Here is a 17021-nt window from a genome sequence, read left to right as displayed (position 1 = left end):
CCATCGGCCCGATCCTGCTGGGCGCGGCCAAGCCGGTGCACATCCTCAACCCGCAGGCCACCACGCGCCGTATCGTCAATATGACGGCGGTAGCGGTGGCGGAGGCCAGCGCGGTGCGTTGATGCCGCCGCCCGGGTGCGCGCAGGCAGGCATGCCCCGTGCACTTGAGGGGGCAAGTCCCCGACACCCTTGACAAGGGGAAATGTTAGCCAGAGTCAAGGGTCTCCCAGGCGACTGGGAGTATGAAGGAGGTCTGGGGCAAAGCCCTGGACTGACGAGCAGGAAGCGGATGAGGCGTCGTATCGGGGTGAGGTAGCCAGAATTGCCAAAGCCCAGTACTTGCACGGAACGGTGCGGCATATATCCGACCGGTATGAGCGTGAGGGGGGCGTCATAACCGGGGAGTTCTGCACCGCTGCCATGGAGCTACCGACATCGAGAGGCGTCGGAATGGCGGGCAGAAGTCAGCAGAGGCACATATCGTGCGCTGAGCAGTGCGTTGTTCGGGAGGATTCAAGTCTCTCTGACGCTCGGACGAGGGGCGTTATATCCAAAAGCGGGGGCAACGCCTTCCGGCGATCGATGCGCTGGGACGGTACCTTGCGGCGTGGGGCTTTGCCGCTTACCCGGCTGCGAACTGGACCGCGGGCGGCGAGGCAAGGCGTTGCTGGGGCACGCCGCCGACCAGGCCGAGCGGGTGCCGTGGGCCAAGACCGACCGTGCAGGCCGCGCTGGCCGCAACCACGCTGAACCGGCAGATCAAGCGCTTCTTCCAGGCCTGCGCGAGCGAGCTGGACCTGGTGGATGCGCGCGCCGCGTCGAGCAGGCCGAGTAACGAGGGAAGGGCGAAAGCCTCACCTGATCCAGGGCGATCCTACAATCCTGCCCGCATCAGCCCCTTGCTGTCCATCCAGCGCTGCAACACCTCCGCGATCTGGTCGGAGTTGCGATCCGTCATCGCCATAGGTTCATAAAATGAACCCAGTGTGGATGAACTTCGAACGATGCTCGGACACGATCGAATCGAGCAGCGCCTTGCTGTCGTCGGTTTGCTTCGCAGCGACCATAGAGCGGATCGAAAACGCGCGCAGCGCATCGGTGACGGACAGCGTGCCTTCGGCCGAATCCTTGCGCCCCGCGAACGGAAACACGTCCGGCCCGCGCTGGCACTGGCAGTTGATGTTCACGCGGCAGACCTGATTCACGAGTGGATCGACGAGCGCGCCGATCTGTTCCGGATCGGATCCGAAGATACTGACCTGCTGCCCGTGGTCCGACGTCGTCACGTAATCGAGCGCGGCTTCCACGTCATCGAACGGTGCAACCGGAATGATCGGCCCGAACTGTTCCTCGCGATACAGCATCATCCCTTCGGAAACGGGATATACGACGGCCGGATAGAACAACGTCTTGCAGAACACGCCGCCCGACTCGTTCACCACCTGCGCGCCCTTCGCCTTCGCGTCGTCGATCGCCTCGGTCATGTAAGCGGTGCGATGCATCCCCGGTAGCGGCGTGATCCCGACGCCATTCTCCCACGGCATGCCGATCTTCATCTTCGCGAGTTCCTCGGAAAACCGCGTCAGGAAGGGGCCGACGATCGACCGATGCACGAGCAGCATCTTCAGCGCTGTGCAGCGTTGCCCGTTGAACGACAGCGCGCCGAGGAGGCACTCCTTCACGGTTAACTCGAGATCCGCGTCCGGCAGCACGATCGCCGCGTTCTTCGCGTCGAGCCCGAGAATCGCGCGCAGCCGGTGCGACTTCGGATGCTGTTTCTTCAGGTGGTCGGCGACCTTGCTCGACCCGATCAGCGCGAGCACGTTGATCTTGCCCGACGCGAGCATGTGCGGCACGACCACCGCGCCTGGCGCATAGATCGTGTTGATCACGCCCTTCGGGAAGGCGTCGCGGAACGCTTCGAGCAGCGGTTCGAACAGCAGCGTGCCGTACTGCGGCGGCTTGAACACGACGGTGTTTCCCATCAGCAGCGCGGGGATCAGCGTCGCGAACGTCTCGTTCAGCGGATAGTTGTACGGCCCCATGCACAGCACGACGCCAAGCGGCGTGCGGCGGATCTGGCCGATCGTGCCTTCGGCAATTACGAAGCGCGAGTTCGCGTTGTCGAGGTCTTTCAGCGCGTCGATCGTCTGCAGCATGTATGTGACGGTGCGATCGAACTCCTTCTCCGAATCGGCCAGGCTCTTGCCGATCTCCCACATGATCAGGTTCACGACCAGTTCGCGCTGCGCGACCATCCGCTTGATGAAGTCCTGCATGCACGCAATGCGCGCTTCGACCTTCATCGTCGGCCATTCGCCGCGGCCGGCGTCGTACGCGCGCACGGCGGCATCGAGCGCCGCGTCGCTCTCCGGCTCGCCCATTACTGGGTAGCTGCCGATTTCGAGCTGCTCGACGCTGCCGTCGGCTTGCCGCACGCAGACCGGCGACCGCACGGTTTTGCTCGCGCCGTTCCACGGGACGAGCGTGCCACCGACGAGCGATACGCGCTGATGGATCGGGGATGTCAGCTGGATGTTGGCAGGGATGTCGTCAACGGACGGAAAGTGCTGTTGCAAACTATCGGAATTGATCATTGCCATTTTTTGCCTCTATTCATAAGAGCATTTCATACTGAATGGCGAACTTGCGCTTGATCGGCGTCTGAAGCGCCCCGTTGCGCACACGCGCCTCCATGATCACAATGAACAGGATTTTGAGTTCAGCTACCGCGGCGAGCCTGGTGTTTGCGGGCTTTCGCCGCGAATGTTCGCTGCCGCTCTTCTGGCTGGCTGCGAACATCGGGCGAGTATATATGGTGTGAGTCGTAGCGGCAGGTCTTGTGGCGGGCGCTGCGCTGCAATATAACCGGAGCCCGCCCACCAGCAAGCTCAAAAGGCGTCGCGTGGTTCCGCAAGATCTCTTCCGGCTGTCTCCGGGGTGACGAATGTCGCGATGACACCGATCGCTGTCGCAACCATGAGGTATGCAGCGATCGGGATCCAGGAGTTGCTGAACAGCGCAAGCAAGGCGGAAACAACCATTGGCGCGGTACCGCCAGAGAGGAGCGATCCGACCTCCTTCGACACGGCCAGGCCTGTGTAGCGGTAACGCGAACCGAAAAGCTCGGGCATGTATGCTCCCTGGATGGAGTAGAGTCCGAGCACGCCGACGGAGATTCCGACGATCAGCGCGAGCATCATCTGCGTGGGTTCACGCGTGTTCAGCAGGAGCATTGCTGGAATGGTCCAGAGGAACTGGAAGATCGCAATTACCCGGTAGATGATCCGCCGTCCATACCTATCGGACAGCCATCCCGCGAGCGGAACCGTCGCAAAGCCGATGATTGAGGCGATGAAGACCGCCCGAGTGCCGATCACACGATCCATCGTCATCACTGTTGCTATATAGCCCAGCAAGAAGCTCTGGTAGATCGAGGACGGGGCGTTTTCAGCAATGCGCAGCCCCATGGCGGCGAAGAACGGCTTCCTGCCGTAGCGCCAAGCGTCGCCCAGCGGTGTGCGCTCCTCGGCTGAAGTCTCTTCCGCAACGGCCTCGAACACGGGCGTCTCGTTCAAGTAGCGACGGATGAACAGGGCGAACACCGCGACAAAGATGCTCAGCAGGAACGGAATGCGCCAGCCCCAGTCCATCAGCCAGTTCGCGGATCCGCTCGCGAGGAGCATCCAAACGCCGGACGCGACAAGGGTCCCGGTGTTCGTGCCGATCGCAACAAAGGAGGCTACCAGTCCCCGTCTGTGCGGCGGGGCGTATTCTGTCAGGAGAACCGAGGCTCCCGCGAGTTCCGCTCCAGCGCCGAAGCCCTGAACGAGTCGGAGCGCGATCAGCAGGACGGGTGCGAGGACGCCGACCTGCTGGTAGGTCGGCAGAAGGCCAATCCCGAACGTCGACAGGCCCATCAGGGCGACAGTCACAACAAGGACGAACTTGCGTCCCCGCTTGTCGCCCAGGCGTCCGAAGAAGACTGCGCCGAGCGGGCGGGCGAGGAAGCCCACCGCGTACGTGGCGAAACTGAACAACAGACCCAGCGCCGGGTCCACGTTTGGGAAGAACAGGGCGGGCAGGACAAGCGCCGCAGCTAGTCCGTACAGCTGGAAATCGAAGTACTCCAGGGAGGTGCCGGCCCAGCCTGACACGATGGCCCGTGCGAGTTCCCTTGGCTTGGCAGTGTAGCGAGGAGTCTCCGCGCTTGTTGTCGCCTCACTCATTGTTGTCGTTGAATTTGACATTCTCGTCCTTCTCGATTAGTTCAATAATTGGCGCTATTGAATAAATCCGGCCGCTGCGCGACAAGCTGACGTTTGCACGCAATGGCCGGGGTGGTACTGCTATGCGAGCTTGTCAAGCAACTCACATAGGCTGTTGATCCGCTCAACGCGTGGGCGAAGATGGATCGGAATATCTTCCGAAGCACAGAGTGCAAATACCGTCATGCCCGCAGCCAAACCAGCCTCCATTCCCGGCAGGCTGTCTTCAACAACGGCACATTGTTCGGGGTCGAATCCCATCGACTCAGCTGCATGCAAGAAGAGCCCCGGCGCTGGCTTCCAGTGGCCGATGTCGTATGCGCTGAAAATCGGCCCCTTTATCAAAGGTAAAAGGCCACAAATATCCAATGTCAGCTCGATCTTTTCGCGCGGGCCATTCGAAGCAACGCAATACGGCAGTTTGAGATCGGCTATCACAGCCTGTGCGCCGGGGATGATTTGGAGCCGCTCGCGGAAGTACCGAGACATCCTCTTTCTCACTTGCGACACGAAGTCCTCGGGCACGTTGTGCCCGAGACGCTGCTCGATCTCCTGGACGCAGACGGCCATGCTGATTCCCTTAAATCGCGCCTCGGCTTCCGATGCATCCATGGCGAGCCCATGTACTGCAGCCTCATCGAGAAGCGCTGCGAGTCCGATCGGCTCGCTATCAACTAACGTTCCGTCGCAGTCGAATATCACCGCTTTGATGCGTGCGTGCGGGCGAACTCTGTCGGATATATGGGCTGATGCGTTCATGCTCGTACTCAGACAGGCTGGGGATTCGTGCAAAGGTCGTAGAGAACAGCGGCGCTCTTCGGCCCGTCTTCAATGACCAGATCGTGGCCAGTCATAACGGGAGCATCGTCCCTCGAGAGGAACACCCTACCGTTTGCTACCTCGGCAGATCGACCGTATGGAGTCATGGAGGTGGCGTTCACTATCCTGTCGCGGGTCAGCTTGTGGTGAATCTTCTCCATCTGGGGAGTTTCGATTGAGCTGGGCGATGCCGCGTTGACAGTCATGCCGAACGGGGCAAAGTCAATCGCGCACGACTTTTCCCATACGAGCGCACCGCCCTTCGAGGACGAGGAAACAGCACGGTCGCTCCCCAACTCCGCCGAGTTCGATGCTTTCATCACGGACAGGCAAGCGCGCTGGAAACCAGTGATCGCGCGTGCCCAGATCAGGCCCGAAGTCCTGAATTGAGCCCGAGCCACGTCCGACTCAGGCCACCGTGGATGGCCAAGACGCCTGAGTGGCCGCATACCTTGCCGTTGCAAACCAGGCTGTCGATGCTGGCCGAATGACGGTAGCCCAGCGCGAGCCAGCCATAGAGGCGTGGAGCGCGACACGATGAAAGTCACAGCCACGGGCAGTGGAAACACGGCCGCTCGGCCCACGGTGGATTGCATGGAGGAAACCCCTTATGGGATGATTCTGGACAAAATGAAATATACGTTCTAATATCGAAGCAATCAAGAATGACTGTTTCGGTATTTACCCTATCCCTATCTATGGGCACCGCCATCACCTACGACGAACCGAAGGACGCGATCACCCGCGCCTACCCGGACCTGTCCAGGCAACTTCAGCGCATCGCTCGATTCGCACTGGAGCTTCCATACGGCATGTTGCGCGAGAACCTGCGCGCGGTGGGTACTGAAGACCTGCTGATCGTCGCGAGCTTCCAGAGCTACTCGCCCGATGTTGTGGACGCCGCGCAGTCGAGCGCGGGACGCTGTGTGCCGGTGATATCCATCACCGACGGGCCGCTCTCGCCCTTGAAAGCGCCGGCCAATGTCTGCTTTGAGCTAGTTGACGATTCCCCCTGGCCGCTCCGCTCGCTGGTGGCGCCGCTGTGCCTGGCACAGGCATTGGTCACGAGCACCGGTCATCACTTGGTAGAAAAAAAGCCATCAAATCCCTGAGCCGCAAAGGAGGCCAATGACCATGAAAAACCGTGATTTCGATCTCATCTGTGTGGGCCGTGCCGCCGTCGACCTGTACGGCGAGCAGATTGGCGGCCGACTGGAGGACATGCAGACCTTCAGCAAGTACCTGGGCGGTTCGCCGGCCAACACCGCCGTGGGTTCGGCCCGTCTGGGTCTGAAGTCCGCCATGCTCACCCGCGTGGGCGACGAACACAACGGCCGTTTCGTGCGCGAGACGATGGCGAGCGAAGGCGTGGACGTGAGCCACGTGGTCACGGACCCCGAGCGCTTGACCGCGCTGGTGTTCCTCGGCATCCAGGACAAGGAGACGTTTCCGCTGGTGTTCTACCGCGAGAACTGCGCAGACATGGCGATCGCTGAGGACGACTTCGATGCCGGCTTCATCGCCAGTGCCACCGGCCTGCTGATTTCCGGCACGCATCTGTCGCAGCCGAAAAGCTACAAAACCTGCCGTAAAGCCATTGCGGATGCCAAGGCGTGCGGCACGCGCGTGATCCTCGATATCGACTACCGCCCCGTGCTGTGGGGCCTGACCAGCCCGGGCATGGGCGAGCAACGTTTCGTGCCGTCTGACGAGGTCAGCACCCACATTCAGACCGTCATTCCCGAATGCGACTTGGTGGTTGGCACCGAAGAGGAAATCCACATCGCTGGCGGCAGCGCCGACACGCTCAAGGCGCTGCGCCGGCTGCGCGAGCTCACGCGGGCCACGCTGGTAGTGAAGCGCGGTCCCATGGGCTGCGTGGTGTTCGAAGGGCCCATTCCTTCCACCTTGGAGCAAGGCGTGAAGGGTCCGGGCTTCCCGGTCGAGGTGTACAACGTGCTTGGTGCGGGCGATGCCTTCATGTCGGGGTTTCTGCGCGGCTGGCTGCGTGACGAGCCGCTGGAACGCTGCTGCGCCTATGCCAACGCTTGCGGTGCCATCGTAGTGTCGCGCCACGGCTGCGCGCCGGCCATGGCTAGTTGGGAAGAGCTGCAGAGCTTCTTGCAGCACGGCTCGCCCACGCGGCGTCTGCGTGAGGATGAAAGACTCGAGCACCTGCACCATACCACCACGCGCACGCGCCAATGGGACGAACTTGCCATCCTGGCCTTCGACCATCGGGCGCAGTTCGAAGACATCGCCGCGAGCCACGGTGCTGATCTGGACCGCGTGGCGCACTTCAAGCGCCTGATTGCCGAAGGCGCGCACCAGGGGGCGGGGGAACGTGCAGGCGCGGGCGTCATCCTGGATGGCCGCTTCGGCGAGGATGTTTTGCCCACAGTCACAGGCAAGGGCTGGTGGGTCGGACGGCCGGTAGAACTTCCGGGGTCGCGCCCGCTGGCCTTCGAGGCCGGCAACCGCTTGGCACTGGAGATGCGTTCCTGGCCCGGTGAGCACGTGGCCAAATGCCTGGTGAGCTACCACCCGCATGACGCCGAGCCCATGCGTGAGGCGCAACTCGCCAAATTGGCCGAGCTGCAAGCCGCCAGCGTGGGCACATCCCATGAATTCCTGATCGAGGTGATCCCGCCCCGGGACTTACCGAGCGACGAAGGCACTCTGGCCGAGGCGCTGGAGCAGATCTATGCAGCCGGTATCCGGCCTGATTGGTGGAAGCTACCGCCCGGTGAATCGGGCATCGAGTGGGAGAACATCGCGCGCGTGATCGAACGCCATGATCCGCACTGCCGCGGTGTGCTGGTGCTGGGCCTGGAAGCCAGCGAGGAAGCCTTGGGGCAAAGCTTTCGCATTGCCGCGCCGCACAGCGTGTGCCGCGGTTTTGCCGTGGGGCGCTCCATCTTTGCGGAAGCGGCCACGAGCTGGTTCTCGGGCCGCATGGACGACGCCCAGGTAATCAGCGACGTCGCGCAGCGCTACTCGCGCCTCATCACCTTGTGGGACGACGCACGGGCGGGCGCGGCGGAAGCGGTGGCCTCCAGTAGTTAAACGGCAAAGTTCGGCGTTGCCGACACGCCGAGCGACCTGCGCTGCCACAGCCATCAAGGTAGGCATGGTGGTAGGCCTGACTGGCGCCTTTGCGTCCGAATGGCCGTTCATGCCGATGTACTTGTCGTTCATTGCCGTGGTGACGTTCCGTCCACGCGGCCTGTTTGGAAAGAGGAGCATTCTCGATGTCTGATTCACGTGACAAGCCCCTTCAGGGCAAAGTGGCCGTGGTCACCGGTTCTGCCGGCACCATGGGCCTGGCGGCAGTCAAGTTCCTGCTGGAAGATGGATGCAAGGTTGCGATGGTGGACGCCAATGCGACGCGCAACCAGGCGCTGGCCGAAGAGCTTGGTCCCGATACCCAGGCCTTCTCGTTCGACATCGGCGACCTGGAACAGGTGCGCGCATACCACGAGGCCATTGTCGATGCCTTGGGCCCCGTCGACATCCTGCTGAACAACGCGGGCATCTTGTCCAATAACAAATCCGAAGCCACTGACGAGGCGGAGTGGCGCCGCGTGCTGGGCGCAAACTTGGACGGCGCCTTCTTCCTAGCCCAGCGCGTGATTCCAGCCATGAAGCAGCGGCGCTTCGGCCGCATCATCAACACCTGCTCGCTCGCCGCCAAAACCGGCGGGCTGACGGCCGGCACGGCGTATTCTGTGTCCAAGGGCGCGCTTAGCTCGCTGACCTTTTCGCTGGCGCGCGAGCTTGCACCATTCGGCGTCACGGCCAACGGCATTTCGCCGGCCTATGTCAAGACGCCCATGATCACCGAGCAACTGACCGAGGAGCAGCGCCAGAAGCTGCTCAAGGACATTCCAGTGGGCCGCTTCTGCGAACCCGAAGAATTCGCGCACGTGGTGCGTTTCCTGGCTTCTCCGCTGGCGGGCTTTATCACCGGCGAGGTGGTTGACATCAATGGCGGCCTGCTAATGGACTGATATGACAGATTCCAGCAAAAACACCCTCACGCCCCAGATCAACTTTGCTTCCGAGTTGCAAGGCTTGTTCGATCTCCGCGGCAAGGTAGCCTACCTGCCCGGCGGCTACGGCGGCATTGGCGAAGCTATGGCGTGGGCGCTGGCCATGGCAGGCGCCAAAGTGGCGGTGTCGGGCCGAGATGAAGCCAAGGCAAAAGCCGTGGCGCAGCAGCTCCAGGCCGCAGGCCATGATGCACTGGGCCTAGGCATGGATGCGCATTCTGTAGCAAGCATCCGCGTTTCGGTGGACGCTGTAACGCAGCACTTCGGTCAGCTCGACATCCTGGTCAACTGCGTGGGCATGCAGCGCGAGCAGGCTCTGCTCGAGGTGACTGAAGAGGCTTACGACGAGATGCTGCAGGTCAACTTGAAGGCCGCCATGTTCCTGGCCCAGGCCGCAGCGGAAATGCAGATCCAAGGGGGCCGCGGCGGCGCGCAGGTGCATCTGCTATCGGTGCGGGCGCAGCTAGGTTTGCGCGGACGCGGCTACTCGGCGTATTGCAGCACCAAGGGCGGCTTGGTCATGCTGATCCGCCAGCATGCGAGCGAGCTCGCTTCACACGGGATCACCGTCAACGGCATTGCGCCCACGGTGGTGAGGACGGAGATGGCGCGCCACTGGCTGGAGAACTGCGAAACACGCAAGCAAGTGCTGGATCGCATACCGCTAGGCCGCGTCGCAGACCCCGCAGACGTAGCCGGCGCGGCGGTGTTCTTCTGCAGTCCGGCGGCGGCTTTCGTCACGGGCCAGGTGCTATACGTCGACGGCGGCATCACTGCCAGCCAATAAGCCGGATTCAAGCGGGCCTGGCAGCCACGGCATCTGATTCGCGGGGCGGCCGGCCCGTCTGGCCTGCCCCGCCGGTGCTCTCGGTCGGGCGGGTCTTGCTCGTCTGGCAATCACTCAGGCCTTCGTGGCATCATGTTCTCTCCGACAAGCACATACGGTCTGGTAGCTTTGGATCGCCCACCTCGCGCCTTGCGATGAGCCTATCCCAGAAGCCACCCGCATCCGTCGAGCGGCTCCTGCAGCGCATCGCGCAGGAGTACGACGGCTTGAGCAAGCAACTCAAGGTCATCGCCCGCCATGTCGAGGCACACCGCGACCACCTCGGTCTGGAGGGTATCCAGTCCGTTGCCCAGCAATGCAGCGTGCAGCCGTCCGCCGTGGTGCGTTTCGCCAAGCACTTTGGGTTCTCCGGTTTCTCAGAGATGCATCGATTGTTCCGCGAGGGGCTGGCGGAGCAGATCACGCCAGGGCGCGCCCACAACCTGCGCCTGAGCGACGCGAGCGAGGCTCGTTTGACGAGTCTCTTGCCCGAGCAGATCGTAGACGGATTCATCAAAGGTAGCATCGTCGGGATACAGCAGTTGCGCCAGGCTCTGGACCAGGACGCGTTCTCCCGAGCTGTGGAACTTCTGGCGGAAACGCCAGCGATCTGGATCGCCGGCATGCGGCGGTCCTTTCCCGTTGCGGCGTACCTGGACTACGCGCTGCAGCATACCGACAAGCGCATCGGTCTGGTCAGCGCCCTGGGCAGCATGCAGCATGGGCAAATCCGCTCGGTGCGTGCCGGCGATGTGCTGATCGCGATCTCGTTCATGCCTTATGCCGAAGAGACCGTGCAGGTTGCGCAGCAGGCCACGCAGCGCGGCGCGCGCCTGATCGCCATCACCGACAGCCGCATGAGCCCGCTTGCGCGCGAGGCCGAGACCACCCTGATCGTGCAGGACAGCGCCACCTTCGGCTTTCGCGCGCTGACTGCGACCATGGGGCTGGCGCAGAGTCTCTTCGTCGCTCTGGCCTACCGGCTCGAGCTTTCATACCGGCCTGCAGGCGCGCCGGACGGCGCGGAAGAGGCGACCTGAGTGCAGCCTTTCCGGGTGCGTCTGCTGGTACTGCCCGGAATGACTGGTTGTGGTTCCCTCTCTCCCTCGATGTGGGACAGAGAGGAAATCCATCGCTTTCTTTGTGTTTTACTTTGTCGTCGGCATCGAGAACTCGGCGCCCTTTGCGATGTAGCCCTCGATGCGTTGCAGAGCCTCGCGCGTGACGATCGAACCCATCTCGACACCCCGAACATGCTGTCGCCAACGCCTAGCCGTCGCGCACGCGCGGCGAGTGCCGGCACGATCTGGTCGACTACGTCTCCGGCGAGCACGGTGACGCTGATCGCCATGCAGCGCTCACCGGAAGCGGCGCCAATCAGCCCATCCACGGCCTGCTAGATGTCGGCGTTTGGCATCACGACGAGATGGTTCTTCGCGCCGCCGAGCGACTGCACGCGCTTGCTAGTGCACATGCATCGGTCGCGTTTTGGCCTGCACTGCATCGATTTGCGGCACAAGCTGGTCGAACGCGTGCAGCAATTGGAGCCGGCGAGGTGTTGGATGCCACCTGCTTGCGAGATCGTCTCACGGGTGGGTACGCAGCACGCGCGACCATCGAGGCGAGATTGGTGCGATCACTGTTCGAACAGCGCATCCTTGTTCTGCGTCAATGAATGCCTTGCGAAGCTCGCGCGGGCAAGGCCGGCTGGGAGCTACGGTTGACATGGTTTCACCCATACCGGAGACGCGCGTGGCATCACAGCGACCTGCGGCCATGCCTGTGCGCTGAACATTCGCAATGGTGCCGAGTTGGAAACCGTAGGCCCGATACATACTTCGCGCAAACCGCGACTTTGGCTTCTACCAACGGATGAGGTCGAATTCGCGGTGTTTCATGGTCATTGGCCACCCTTGCGGCCCGTGTTTTTGGCCGCGGATCTTTCAGCCAAATGGTGCCCGGTGCTCATGACCAGCGCCTGTGCCAAGCAAAGCGGCGCCACCAGCGAGCGGAAAGGCCTGGGCGAATCGTCAGCCAGCTCGAAGCAGACCTTGGCCGGCGCTTTCAGTGGCGATAGCGGTCCGTCGGTGATGGATACCACCTGTACGCCACGGTTCGCGCACGACTGCGCCGAGTCGACCACCTCGGGGGAGTAGCTCTGGAAACTTGCAACGATCAGCAGGTCTTCAGTATCCACCGCGCGAAGGCTCTCGCGCAGCATGCCGCCCATGCCATCGAGCAGATGAGTGCGAAGGTCCAGTTGGCTCAGCGCATATGCCAAATAGCCTGCCACGGGAAAGGCACGGCGCTGTGCCAGTACATGGATGCGTTTGGCACTGGCGATGAGTTTGACAGCGGCCTTGAGGTCAGCCTCGCGAACGTGCTCTTCCAGATGACCCAAATCGGCCACTGCGTCGTCAACCAACTGGTGCAGCACACCGGCCGGTGCACTTTTACGGATCTCTTGCCTGCCTCGCAGTTGGTCGATACGCTCACGGTAGCTGGCAGAGCGCTCCAGCAGGTGGTCGCGAAAAAGCTGTTGCATCTCGGAGAAACCGTTAAAGCCCAGCGCGTTGGCGAAGCGGATCATCGCCGAGGGTTGCACCTCGGTGGCCTCGGCTACGGCGGCCACAGTGCCTAGCGCGATATCGTGCGGACGCTCAAGTGCGAAGCGGGCGATGCGCTGCAGCTGCTTGGACAGGTCAGGGTAGGCGCGGGTGATCGCCTCCTTGAGATCTTCGTAGGTGATGACGGTGTCCATAGGGCGGGTAATTGTAGAAAAAAAGTTTATTATTTATTCTACAATAGAATATATATTTCATTTTGTCTAGGGCCATCTCATAAGAGGTACCCCTCAATGTAATCCACAGCAGGCCGGTGGCGGTGCCTATGCAGCGTAGCTTGCCGGGAAACTATGCAGAATTGACGATTCATGTCGTCGGCCCCTGTTGAACGCCGCCTGGCCCGATTCGACCAACTTGGGGGCATGTGCAGCTGGTCGGCGCTTGTCGCACCCCCTTCTCTGAAGGGCTGTGTCAGTCCCGATGAAGCGCTCAGTCTTGCCCTGTTGGTCTGCGGTCGGTGTGGTCCGGATGGCCTAGGCTTCCAGAAGGCCTGCGCCGCTGCAGGGACTCAAAGCGCTGCGGATTGGCACACTGCTCCGTCGATGCTCGTACGGACCGTGCGGCTATGGCATTCTGCTAGGCTGGAGCTTGTCATTCCTACATGAACGGCGGCCTGCGCGCAAACAAGTTCAGGTGTGTGATCGGAATCGCTACCAGTTGGGCCTTCAGGAGAGGAGCCTTGAAGTAAACTGGGGCCATGCACGACCACGCAACAATCTGACCATCAATGAAATCAACGAGATGGGCGAACGCATCAAGAATTGGGGTAAGTGGGGCCCTGACGACGAGATCGGCACGCTCAACTACGTGACGCAGGAGTGCATCCAGGCCGCACGCGACACCATCCTCGACGGGCGCGTTTTCTCGCTTGCGCTGCCTTTCGACAAGAAAGGGCCGCAGACGGGCCTGTACGGCAGCCGCTTCAACCCCTCCACACCATGCTGGCGACCGGCACGGACGCAGCTGCTGGCGTCCAGGACCACGACCGCGGGCCGACCCAACTGCCCACGCAGCTAAGCTGTCGCTACGCGGACGACATGGTCATCATGCCTCTGCAATGCGGCACCCAATGGGATGGTCTTGGCCATTGCTTCAACGGGGATCGCATGTGGAATGGCTACGACGCTCGGCTGGTCGACGTCAACGGTGCCAAGAAAAACGGCATCGAGAAGACCGCCAACAAGATGGTGGGCCGCGGCGTCCTACTGGAGGGAGACTTTGTGCTCGTGCGCACCGGCCATATCGAGGAGTGTCTCGAGCGCCAGAACTGGGGGGGCTACGCTGGCGGTGACGCCCCTGGTCTGATGTTCGAGACTGCCGAATGGATTCACCGCAAGGAGATCGCAGCCATCGCCTGCGACACGTGGGGCGGCGAGGTCCGCCCCAATGAGTCCATCGAGGCGTGGCAGCCGTGGCATTGGATCGTTATCCCCATGATGGGCATCACCATGGGCGAGATCTTTTGTATGAAGGATTTGGCGGACTTCTGCGCTGAGAGCAAGCGCTATGAGTTCTTCTTCATAGCTGGACACCATCATGCTGCCTCTGGGGCATCATTGCCCGACGTCGATCCTTCATGTCTTACCCTTTCTTTGATGTAATCGATGATGCTCTGGACAGTAGTCGTGAAGTAGCGCTCGACCTGTTCTTCCGGAATCTCGATTTCGAACTCCTCTTCCATGACCATCCCTATCTCGACAATGTCCAGCGAGTCAGCGCCAAGGTCTCCGATCAGTAACATGTCATTTTTCACAATTTCGACTGGATACTGAAGTTGCTCTGCGATTATCCTCTTTACACGCTCTTCAATTGAAGCGTTTTTCGCCTCTGACTGAATTTTTGGAGTAGCCTCATTCCTATCGTCATCCATGATTCAACCTATATTCCGGTAAGTTGGTGAAGTATTAATCGCGGGAAGCGTGATATTACTGTCGGTGATAGTTCGGTAGATTGCAATGAAATAGAAACCCCGCAGAGGAAGGGGAAGGTTTCGGATTTCGATGAGCTGCGTTTCCTTGGCGGCGTCTACCTGGAAGACTACGACCTGCCTGATGAAGGCGCGAAGAAAGAGATCTTGCGGCAAGCCAACCGGCTCAGGCGCGGACCCCGGGGAGAGACGGTTCCGTTACGCTCGAGGCGAGCCGGGAACTCGGTCACGATGACCGTACTGCGAGATCCGATCTCAGACCAGGAAGACGCGTACGCGCGCGCGAAGTTCTTGGAAACCATTGGCCCTAGACTTTGAGGAAATAGCTCGCCCCTCCGCCCATGGCAGTAGGCCGTCTGATGTTCGCCGGACAGGCCGAGCCCAAGGGCGTTTTGCAACTCGCGGCAATCGCTATGGTGACCTTTGGCATCTCAGGTTCGCCCACACTGTCACATCTTCATTTTCTGAACCCTGCGTTCTCCCTTAGTCTCCTCTGCACCCATGCGACGAATGCCAATCCAGTAGCGCATCTCAGAGAGGAGAAGCGGGGCCGGGGCGACGAACACCGTCGCGCGCTATCCCACGCGGCACAGCACGTGCCGTGATTTCCCGCGGAGAATGAGGAAGTATGCACGGCAGCTACTTGCTAACGGAGAGTCGCGGATTGTCGACCGCAATGGAAAGCCGCTTGGTGCCGGCGATGCCGACCGGCCGCTCTTGCATGTCCTACCGCGGCTTTTCGTGCCGATCAAGGCACTCTCAGGAAGTCAGTCGTTCACCTCCCATTCCCATTTGTCGTGTGAGTGCATCGATCTCACCGTCACCAGCACACTACCTTGCGTGGTTGCCCCAGAGGGTGGGGTAATCGTGAGACAAGCTTACCCAAACCGACGGTACTTTGTCGGTGGGTCGCGATCGATCCGCAATGGTTGGCTAGTGCCGCTAACGCTGGACATCACCGAGTTCGATATCACGTTCGAATGGGAAATCGACAGTGGCTGGCAGGTGTTTCGCCAAGACGACTGGCAGATCCGCCATGTCCTACACGTCAAACTGCTGCCAGGAAACGGCTTGACCTATGCGATGGACAGCGCGTGCTTGCTACGGGCAGGTAAGGATGCCGGGCCAGGTTCTACGACTGGTGTGCACCACGCTCCCGTGAGCGCTGGAGCCCGGTGTGGCGGCCGTTCGAGGGGCCGCTCGATCCGCGCGCGCAGTCCTATGCCATCGGGGTGCTGGCCAACCTGTACCGCTACCTCAAAGACAAGAACTACCTGGCCGGCAATCCCTGGCAAGGCATCCATGTGCCAAAGAGCGCCAAGCCAGAGATGGACACCGGCCGCAGCCTGAGCGAGGCGCAATGGGCCTTTGTCACGAACCGGCTGGCAGCCTCGGAGCCGAGCTCGGCCAACCAGCGCCTGCAGGTGGCGCTGCCGCTGCTGTACCGCACCGGCCTGCGCCTGTCCGAGGTCGTGTCGTTGACCACGGCGGATCTCGACCGGGTGAGCCTGCCGCGCCCGGGCACGCGCGAGCGTGAGGAGGGGTGGAGGCTGACGGTGCTGGGCAAGCGCAGCAAGGTGCGGCGGGTGCCGGTGCCGGACGGGGTGGTGGTGGCGCTGGGCTGGTACCTGGTCGCGCGGAGCTTCGCGGCCTATCCGCGTGACCAGCGCGAGCCGGTGGCCCTGCTCGGCCACGCGACCGACACGGCGGCGCGTGCGCCCTGGTTGAAAGCCGACGGCGCCGGCGCGGCCGCACCGCTGCAGCCGGGCACGCTCTATCGCCACGTCAAGCGCTTCTTCCAGGCCTGCGCGCGCGAGTTGGCGCTGGTGGACGCGCGCGGTGCCGAGCGGCGCGCCGCAGCCAGCACGCACATCTCACACGGGCTGGCGGCCAGCGTCCTGTCCATCCCCCGTACCTGCAGAACGGGGCTGCGAGGGGCGAGAGCCAGGGTCACGGATACTTTCACGAACGTGAAAAATCCCCGGATGCGCCGACACCCGGGCTCAGCGGCACCGCCTCCGGTCTCGTCTGGGCTGGCGCCGCGGTGGCAGGCTTCCACCCAATCCGGTGCCGTTCTTGCGTGGCTTCGTGCCGCGCATCGTCCTCGGTATGCAGGTAGGCGCTGGTGGTGGCAATGGACGCGTGCCCGAAATTGTCCCGCACGAAGCGCAGGTCCACCTGCTGGTCCGTCATGTGCGAGCCAGCGGTATGGCGCAGCCAGTGCGCCGACGCGCTGGCCAGCAGGCCGGCCTGGCTTTCCCATTCGGGGCCGCGCGCGCGCAGCCGCTCGGCCGCCAGCGCGAACACCTCCTTCAGGATCAGGTGGAGAGCGCCACGCGACAAGGGCCGGGGCGCCCGGGTCTGGCCAATGACTGGCAGCACCAGGGGGCGATCTTCGCCGGGCATCGGGCTGGGCGGCAGGCCGTGGGCGCGGCGGTAGCGCGCCAGTTCTGCCACCAGCTCGTCGGTGGCCGGCACCAGCCGCGTCTTATTGCCCTTGCCGGT

17 protein-coding genes and 1 pseudogene are annotated in these 17021 nt (G+C 62.2%); 9 read left to right on the top strand and 9 right to left on the bottom strand.

Annotation, left to right across the window (positions count from 1 at the left end; genetic code table 11):
* Both AC3FOF_RS43620 and AC3FOF_RS43615 read left to right on the top strand, forming a co-directional pair.
* The coding region (locus tag AC3FOF_RS43620) for a phosphate acyltransferase (RefSeq protein ID WP_488730216.1) at nt 1–122 on the top strand (122 nt) is incomplete at its 5' end.
* 597 nt (nt 123–719) lie between these two features.
* A complete protein-coding gene (locus AC3FOF_RS43615; protein WP_488730214.1) occupies nt 720–974 on the top strand; it encodes a hypothetical protein in 255 nt (84 codons plus the stop codon).
* Here the strand turns inward: AC3FOF_RS43615 and AC3FOF_RS43610 are convergent.
* The 5 genes from AC3FOF_RS43610 to AC3FOF_RS43590 all read right to left on the bottom strand — a co-directional run bounded on the left by AC3FOF_RS43610 (nt 969) and on the right by AC3FOF_RS43590 (nt 5407).
* On the bottom strand, nt 969–2597 hold the full coding sequence (locus AC3FOF_RS43610; protein ID WP_488730213.1) for an NADP-dependent glyceraldehyde-3-phosphate dehydrogenase: 1629 nt from the start codon (nt 2595–2597) through the stop codon (nt 969–971). The two genes, AC3FOF_RS43615 and AC3FOF_RS43610, sit on opposite strands and share 6 nt — an antisense overlap.
* A gap of 19 nt (nt 2598–2616) precedes the next feature.
* Nucleotides 2617–2802, bottom strand: coding sequence for a hypothetical protein (locus tag AC3FOF_RS43605; RefSeq protein WP_488730212.1), 186 nt, complete (start codon nt 2800–2802; stop codon nt 2617–2619).
* Nucleotides 2803–2891: 89 nt separating this feature from the next.
* Nucleotides 2892–4157 carry an MFS transporter gene (locus AC3FOF_RS43600; protein WP_488730211.1) on the bottom strand — a complete coding sequence of 422 codons (1266 nt, stop codon included), beginning with the start codon at nt 4155–4157 and terminating at the stop codon, nt 2892–2894.
* Nucleotides 4158–4349: 192 nt separating this feature from the next.
* The gene (locus tag AC3FOF_RS43595) at nt 4350–5027 is read right to left on the bottom strand and encodes an HAD family hydrolase (RefSeq protein ID WP_488730210.1); all 678 of its coding nucleotides are present in this window, start codon (nt 5025–5027) and stop codon (nt 4350–4352) included.
* An 8-nt stretch (nt 5028–5035) separates the two neighbouring features.
* Nucleotides 5036–5407, bottom strand: a complete 372-nt coding sequence (locus AC3FOF_RS43590; protein ID WP_488730209.1) for an SDR family oxidoreductase — start codon at nt 5405–5407, stop codon at nt 5036–5038.
* 345 nt (nt 5408–5752) lie between these two features.
* Here AC3FOF_RS43590 and AC3FOF_RS43585 point away from each other — a divergent pair, with 345 nt between their 5' ends.
* From AC3FOF_RS43585 to AC3FOF_RS43565, 5 genes are all read left to right on the top strand, one after another.
* Nucleotides 5753–6199: a MurR/RpiR family transcriptional regulator gene (locus AC3FOF_RS43585; RefSeq protein ID WP_488730208.1), complete on the top strand. Its 447-nt coding sequence runs from the start codon at nt 5753–5755 to the stop codon at nt 6197–6199.
* 22 nt (nt 6200–6221) lie between these two features.
* Complete coding sequence (locus AC3FOF_RS43580; RefSeq protein WP_488730207.1) at nt 6222–8153, top strand: bifunctional 5-dehydro-2-deoxygluconokinase/5-dehydro-2-deoxyphosphogluconate aldolase; 1932 nt, start codon at nt 6222–6224, stop codon at nt 8151–8153.
* 185 nt (nt 8154–8338) lie between these two features.
* Nucleotides 8339–9097 (top strand): SDR family NAD(P)-dependent oxidoreductase, encoded by a 759-nt coding sequence (locus AC3FOF_RS43575; RefSeq protein ID WP_488730206.1) that lies wholly within the window; start codon nt 8339–8341, stop codon nt 9095–9097.
* Nucleotide 9098: 1 nt separating this feature from the next.
* Complete coding sequence (locus AC3FOF_RS43570) at nt 9099–9926, top strand: SDR family NAD(P)-dependent oxidoreductase (protein ID WP_488730205.1); 828 nt, start codon at nt 9099–9101, stop codon at nt 9924–9926.
* 194 nt (nt 9927–10120) lie between these two features.
* On the top strand, nt 10121–11005 hold the full coding sequence (locus AC3FOF_RS43565) for a MurR/RpiR family transcriptional regulator (RefSeq protein WP_488730215.1): 885 nt from the start codon (nt 10121–10123) through the stop codon (nt 11003–11005).
* Between the two features lie 286 nt (nt 11006–11291).
* On the opposite strand, the pseudogene AC3FOF_RS43560 reads toward AC3FOF_RS43565, so the two are convergent.
* Nucleotides 11292–11427, bottom strand: a pseudogene (locus tag AC3FOF_RS43560) (aldehyde dehydrogenase family protein); the annotation flags it as partial.
* Nucleotides 11428–11865: 438 nt separating this feature from the next.
* Nucleotides 11866–12726, bottom strand: a complete 861-nt coding sequence (locus AC3FOF_RS43555; RefSeq protein ID WP_488730204.1) for a MurR/RpiR family transcriptional regulator — start codon at nt 12724–12726, stop codon at nt 11866–11868.
* Between the two features lie 604 nt (nt 12727–13330).
* Between AC3FOF_RS43555 and AC3FOF_RS43550 the strand changes: the two genes are divergently transcribed.
* On the top strand, nt 13331–13606 hold the full coding sequence (locus tag AC3FOF_RS43550; RefSeq protein ID WP_488730203.1) for a hypothetical protein: 276 nt from the start codon (nt 13331–13333) through the stop codon (nt 13604–13606).
* A 20-nt stretch (nt 13607–13626) separates the two neighbouring features.
* Complete coding sequence (locus tag AC3FOF_RS43545; protein WP_488730202.1) at nt 13627–14190, top strand: cyclase family protein; 564 nt, start codon at nt 13627–13629, stop codon at nt 14188–14190.
* Here AC3FOF_RS43545 and acpP read toward each other — a convergent pair.
* Together acpP and AC3FOF_RS43535 are read right to left on the bottom strand one after the other, a co-directional pair.
* Nucleotides 14124–14459, bottom strand: coding sequence for an acyl carrier protein (gene acpP, locus AC3FOF_RS43540; RefSeq protein WP_488730201.1), 336 nt, complete (start codon nt 14457–14459; stop codon nt 14124–14126). The genes AC3FOF_RS43545 and acpP overlap by 67 nt on opposite strands.
* A 2019-nt stretch (nt 14460–16478) precedes the next feature.
* On the bottom strand, nt 16479–17021 hold a 543-nt coding region (locus AC3FOF_RS43535; RefSeq protein WP_488730200.1), incomplete at its 5' end, for a tyrosine-type recombinase/integrase.

Source organism: Cupriavidus sp. 96C5-1, from assembly GCF_057798855.1.
Note: the sequence above shows the minus strand (reverse complement) of the source record. Positions and strands in the feature narration are given on the sequence as shown.

What these genes read in the sequence shown, in the direction of transcription:
- AC3FOF_RS43580 (WP_488730207.1), top strand. Translation starts at nt 6,222, where the DNA reads ATGAAAAACCGTGATTTCGATCTCATCTGTGTGGGCCGTGCCGCCGTC.
- AC3FOF_RS43610 (WP_488730213.1), bottom strand. Translation starts at nt 2,597, where the DNA reads ATGATCAATTCCGATAGTTTGCAACAGCACTTTCCGTCCGTTGACGAC.
- AC3FOF_RS43545 (WP_488730202.1), top strand. Translation starts at nt 13,627, where the DNA reads ATGGTCATCATGCCTCTGCAATGCGGCACCCAATGGGATGGTCTTGGC.
- AC3FOF_RS43595 (WP_488730210.1), bottom strand. Translation starts at nt 5,027, where the DNA reads ATGAACGCATCAGCCCATATATCCGACAGAGTTCGCCCGCACGCACGC.
- AC3FOF_RS43565 (WP_488730215.1), top strand. Translation starts at nt 10,121, where the DNA reads ATGAGCCTATCCCAGAAGCCACCCGCATCCGTCGAGCGGCTCCTGCAG.
- AC3FOF_RS43570 (WP_488730205.1), top strand. Translation starts at nt 9,099, where the DNA reads ATGACAGATTCCAGCAAAAACACCCTCACGCCCCAGATCAACTTTGCT.
- AC3FOF_RS43590 (WP_488730209.1), bottom strand. Translation starts at nt 5,407, where the DNA reads ATGAAAGCATCGAACTCGGCGGAGTTGGGGAGCGACCGTGCTGTTTCC.
- AC3FOF_RS43550 (WP_488730203.1), top strand. Translation starts at nt 13,331, where the DNA reads ATGGGCGAACGCATCAAGAATTGGGGTAAGTGGGGCCCTGACGACGAG.
- acpP (WP_488730201.1), bottom strand. Translation starts at nt 14,459, where the DNA reads ATGGATGACGATAGGAATGAGGCTACTCCAAAAATTCAGTCAGAGGCG.
- AC3FOF_RS43575 (WP_488730206.1), top strand. Translation starts at nt 8,339, where the DNA reads ATGTCTGATTCACGTGACAAGCCCCTTCAGGGCAAAGTGGCCGTGGTC.
- AC3FOF_RS43605 (WP_488730212.1), bottom strand. Translation starts at nt 2,802, where the DNA reads ATGTTCGCAGCCAGCCAGAAGAGCGGCAGCGAACATTCGCGGCGAAAG.
- AC3FOF_RS43555 (WP_488730204.1), bottom strand. Translation starts at nt 12,726, where the DNA reads ATGGACACCGTCATCACCTACGAAGATCTCAAGGAGGCGATCACCCGC.
- AC3FOF_RS43585 (WP_488730208.1), top strand. Translation starts at nt 5,753, where the DNA reads ATGACTGTTTCGGTATTTACCCTATCCCTATCTATGGGCACCGCCATC.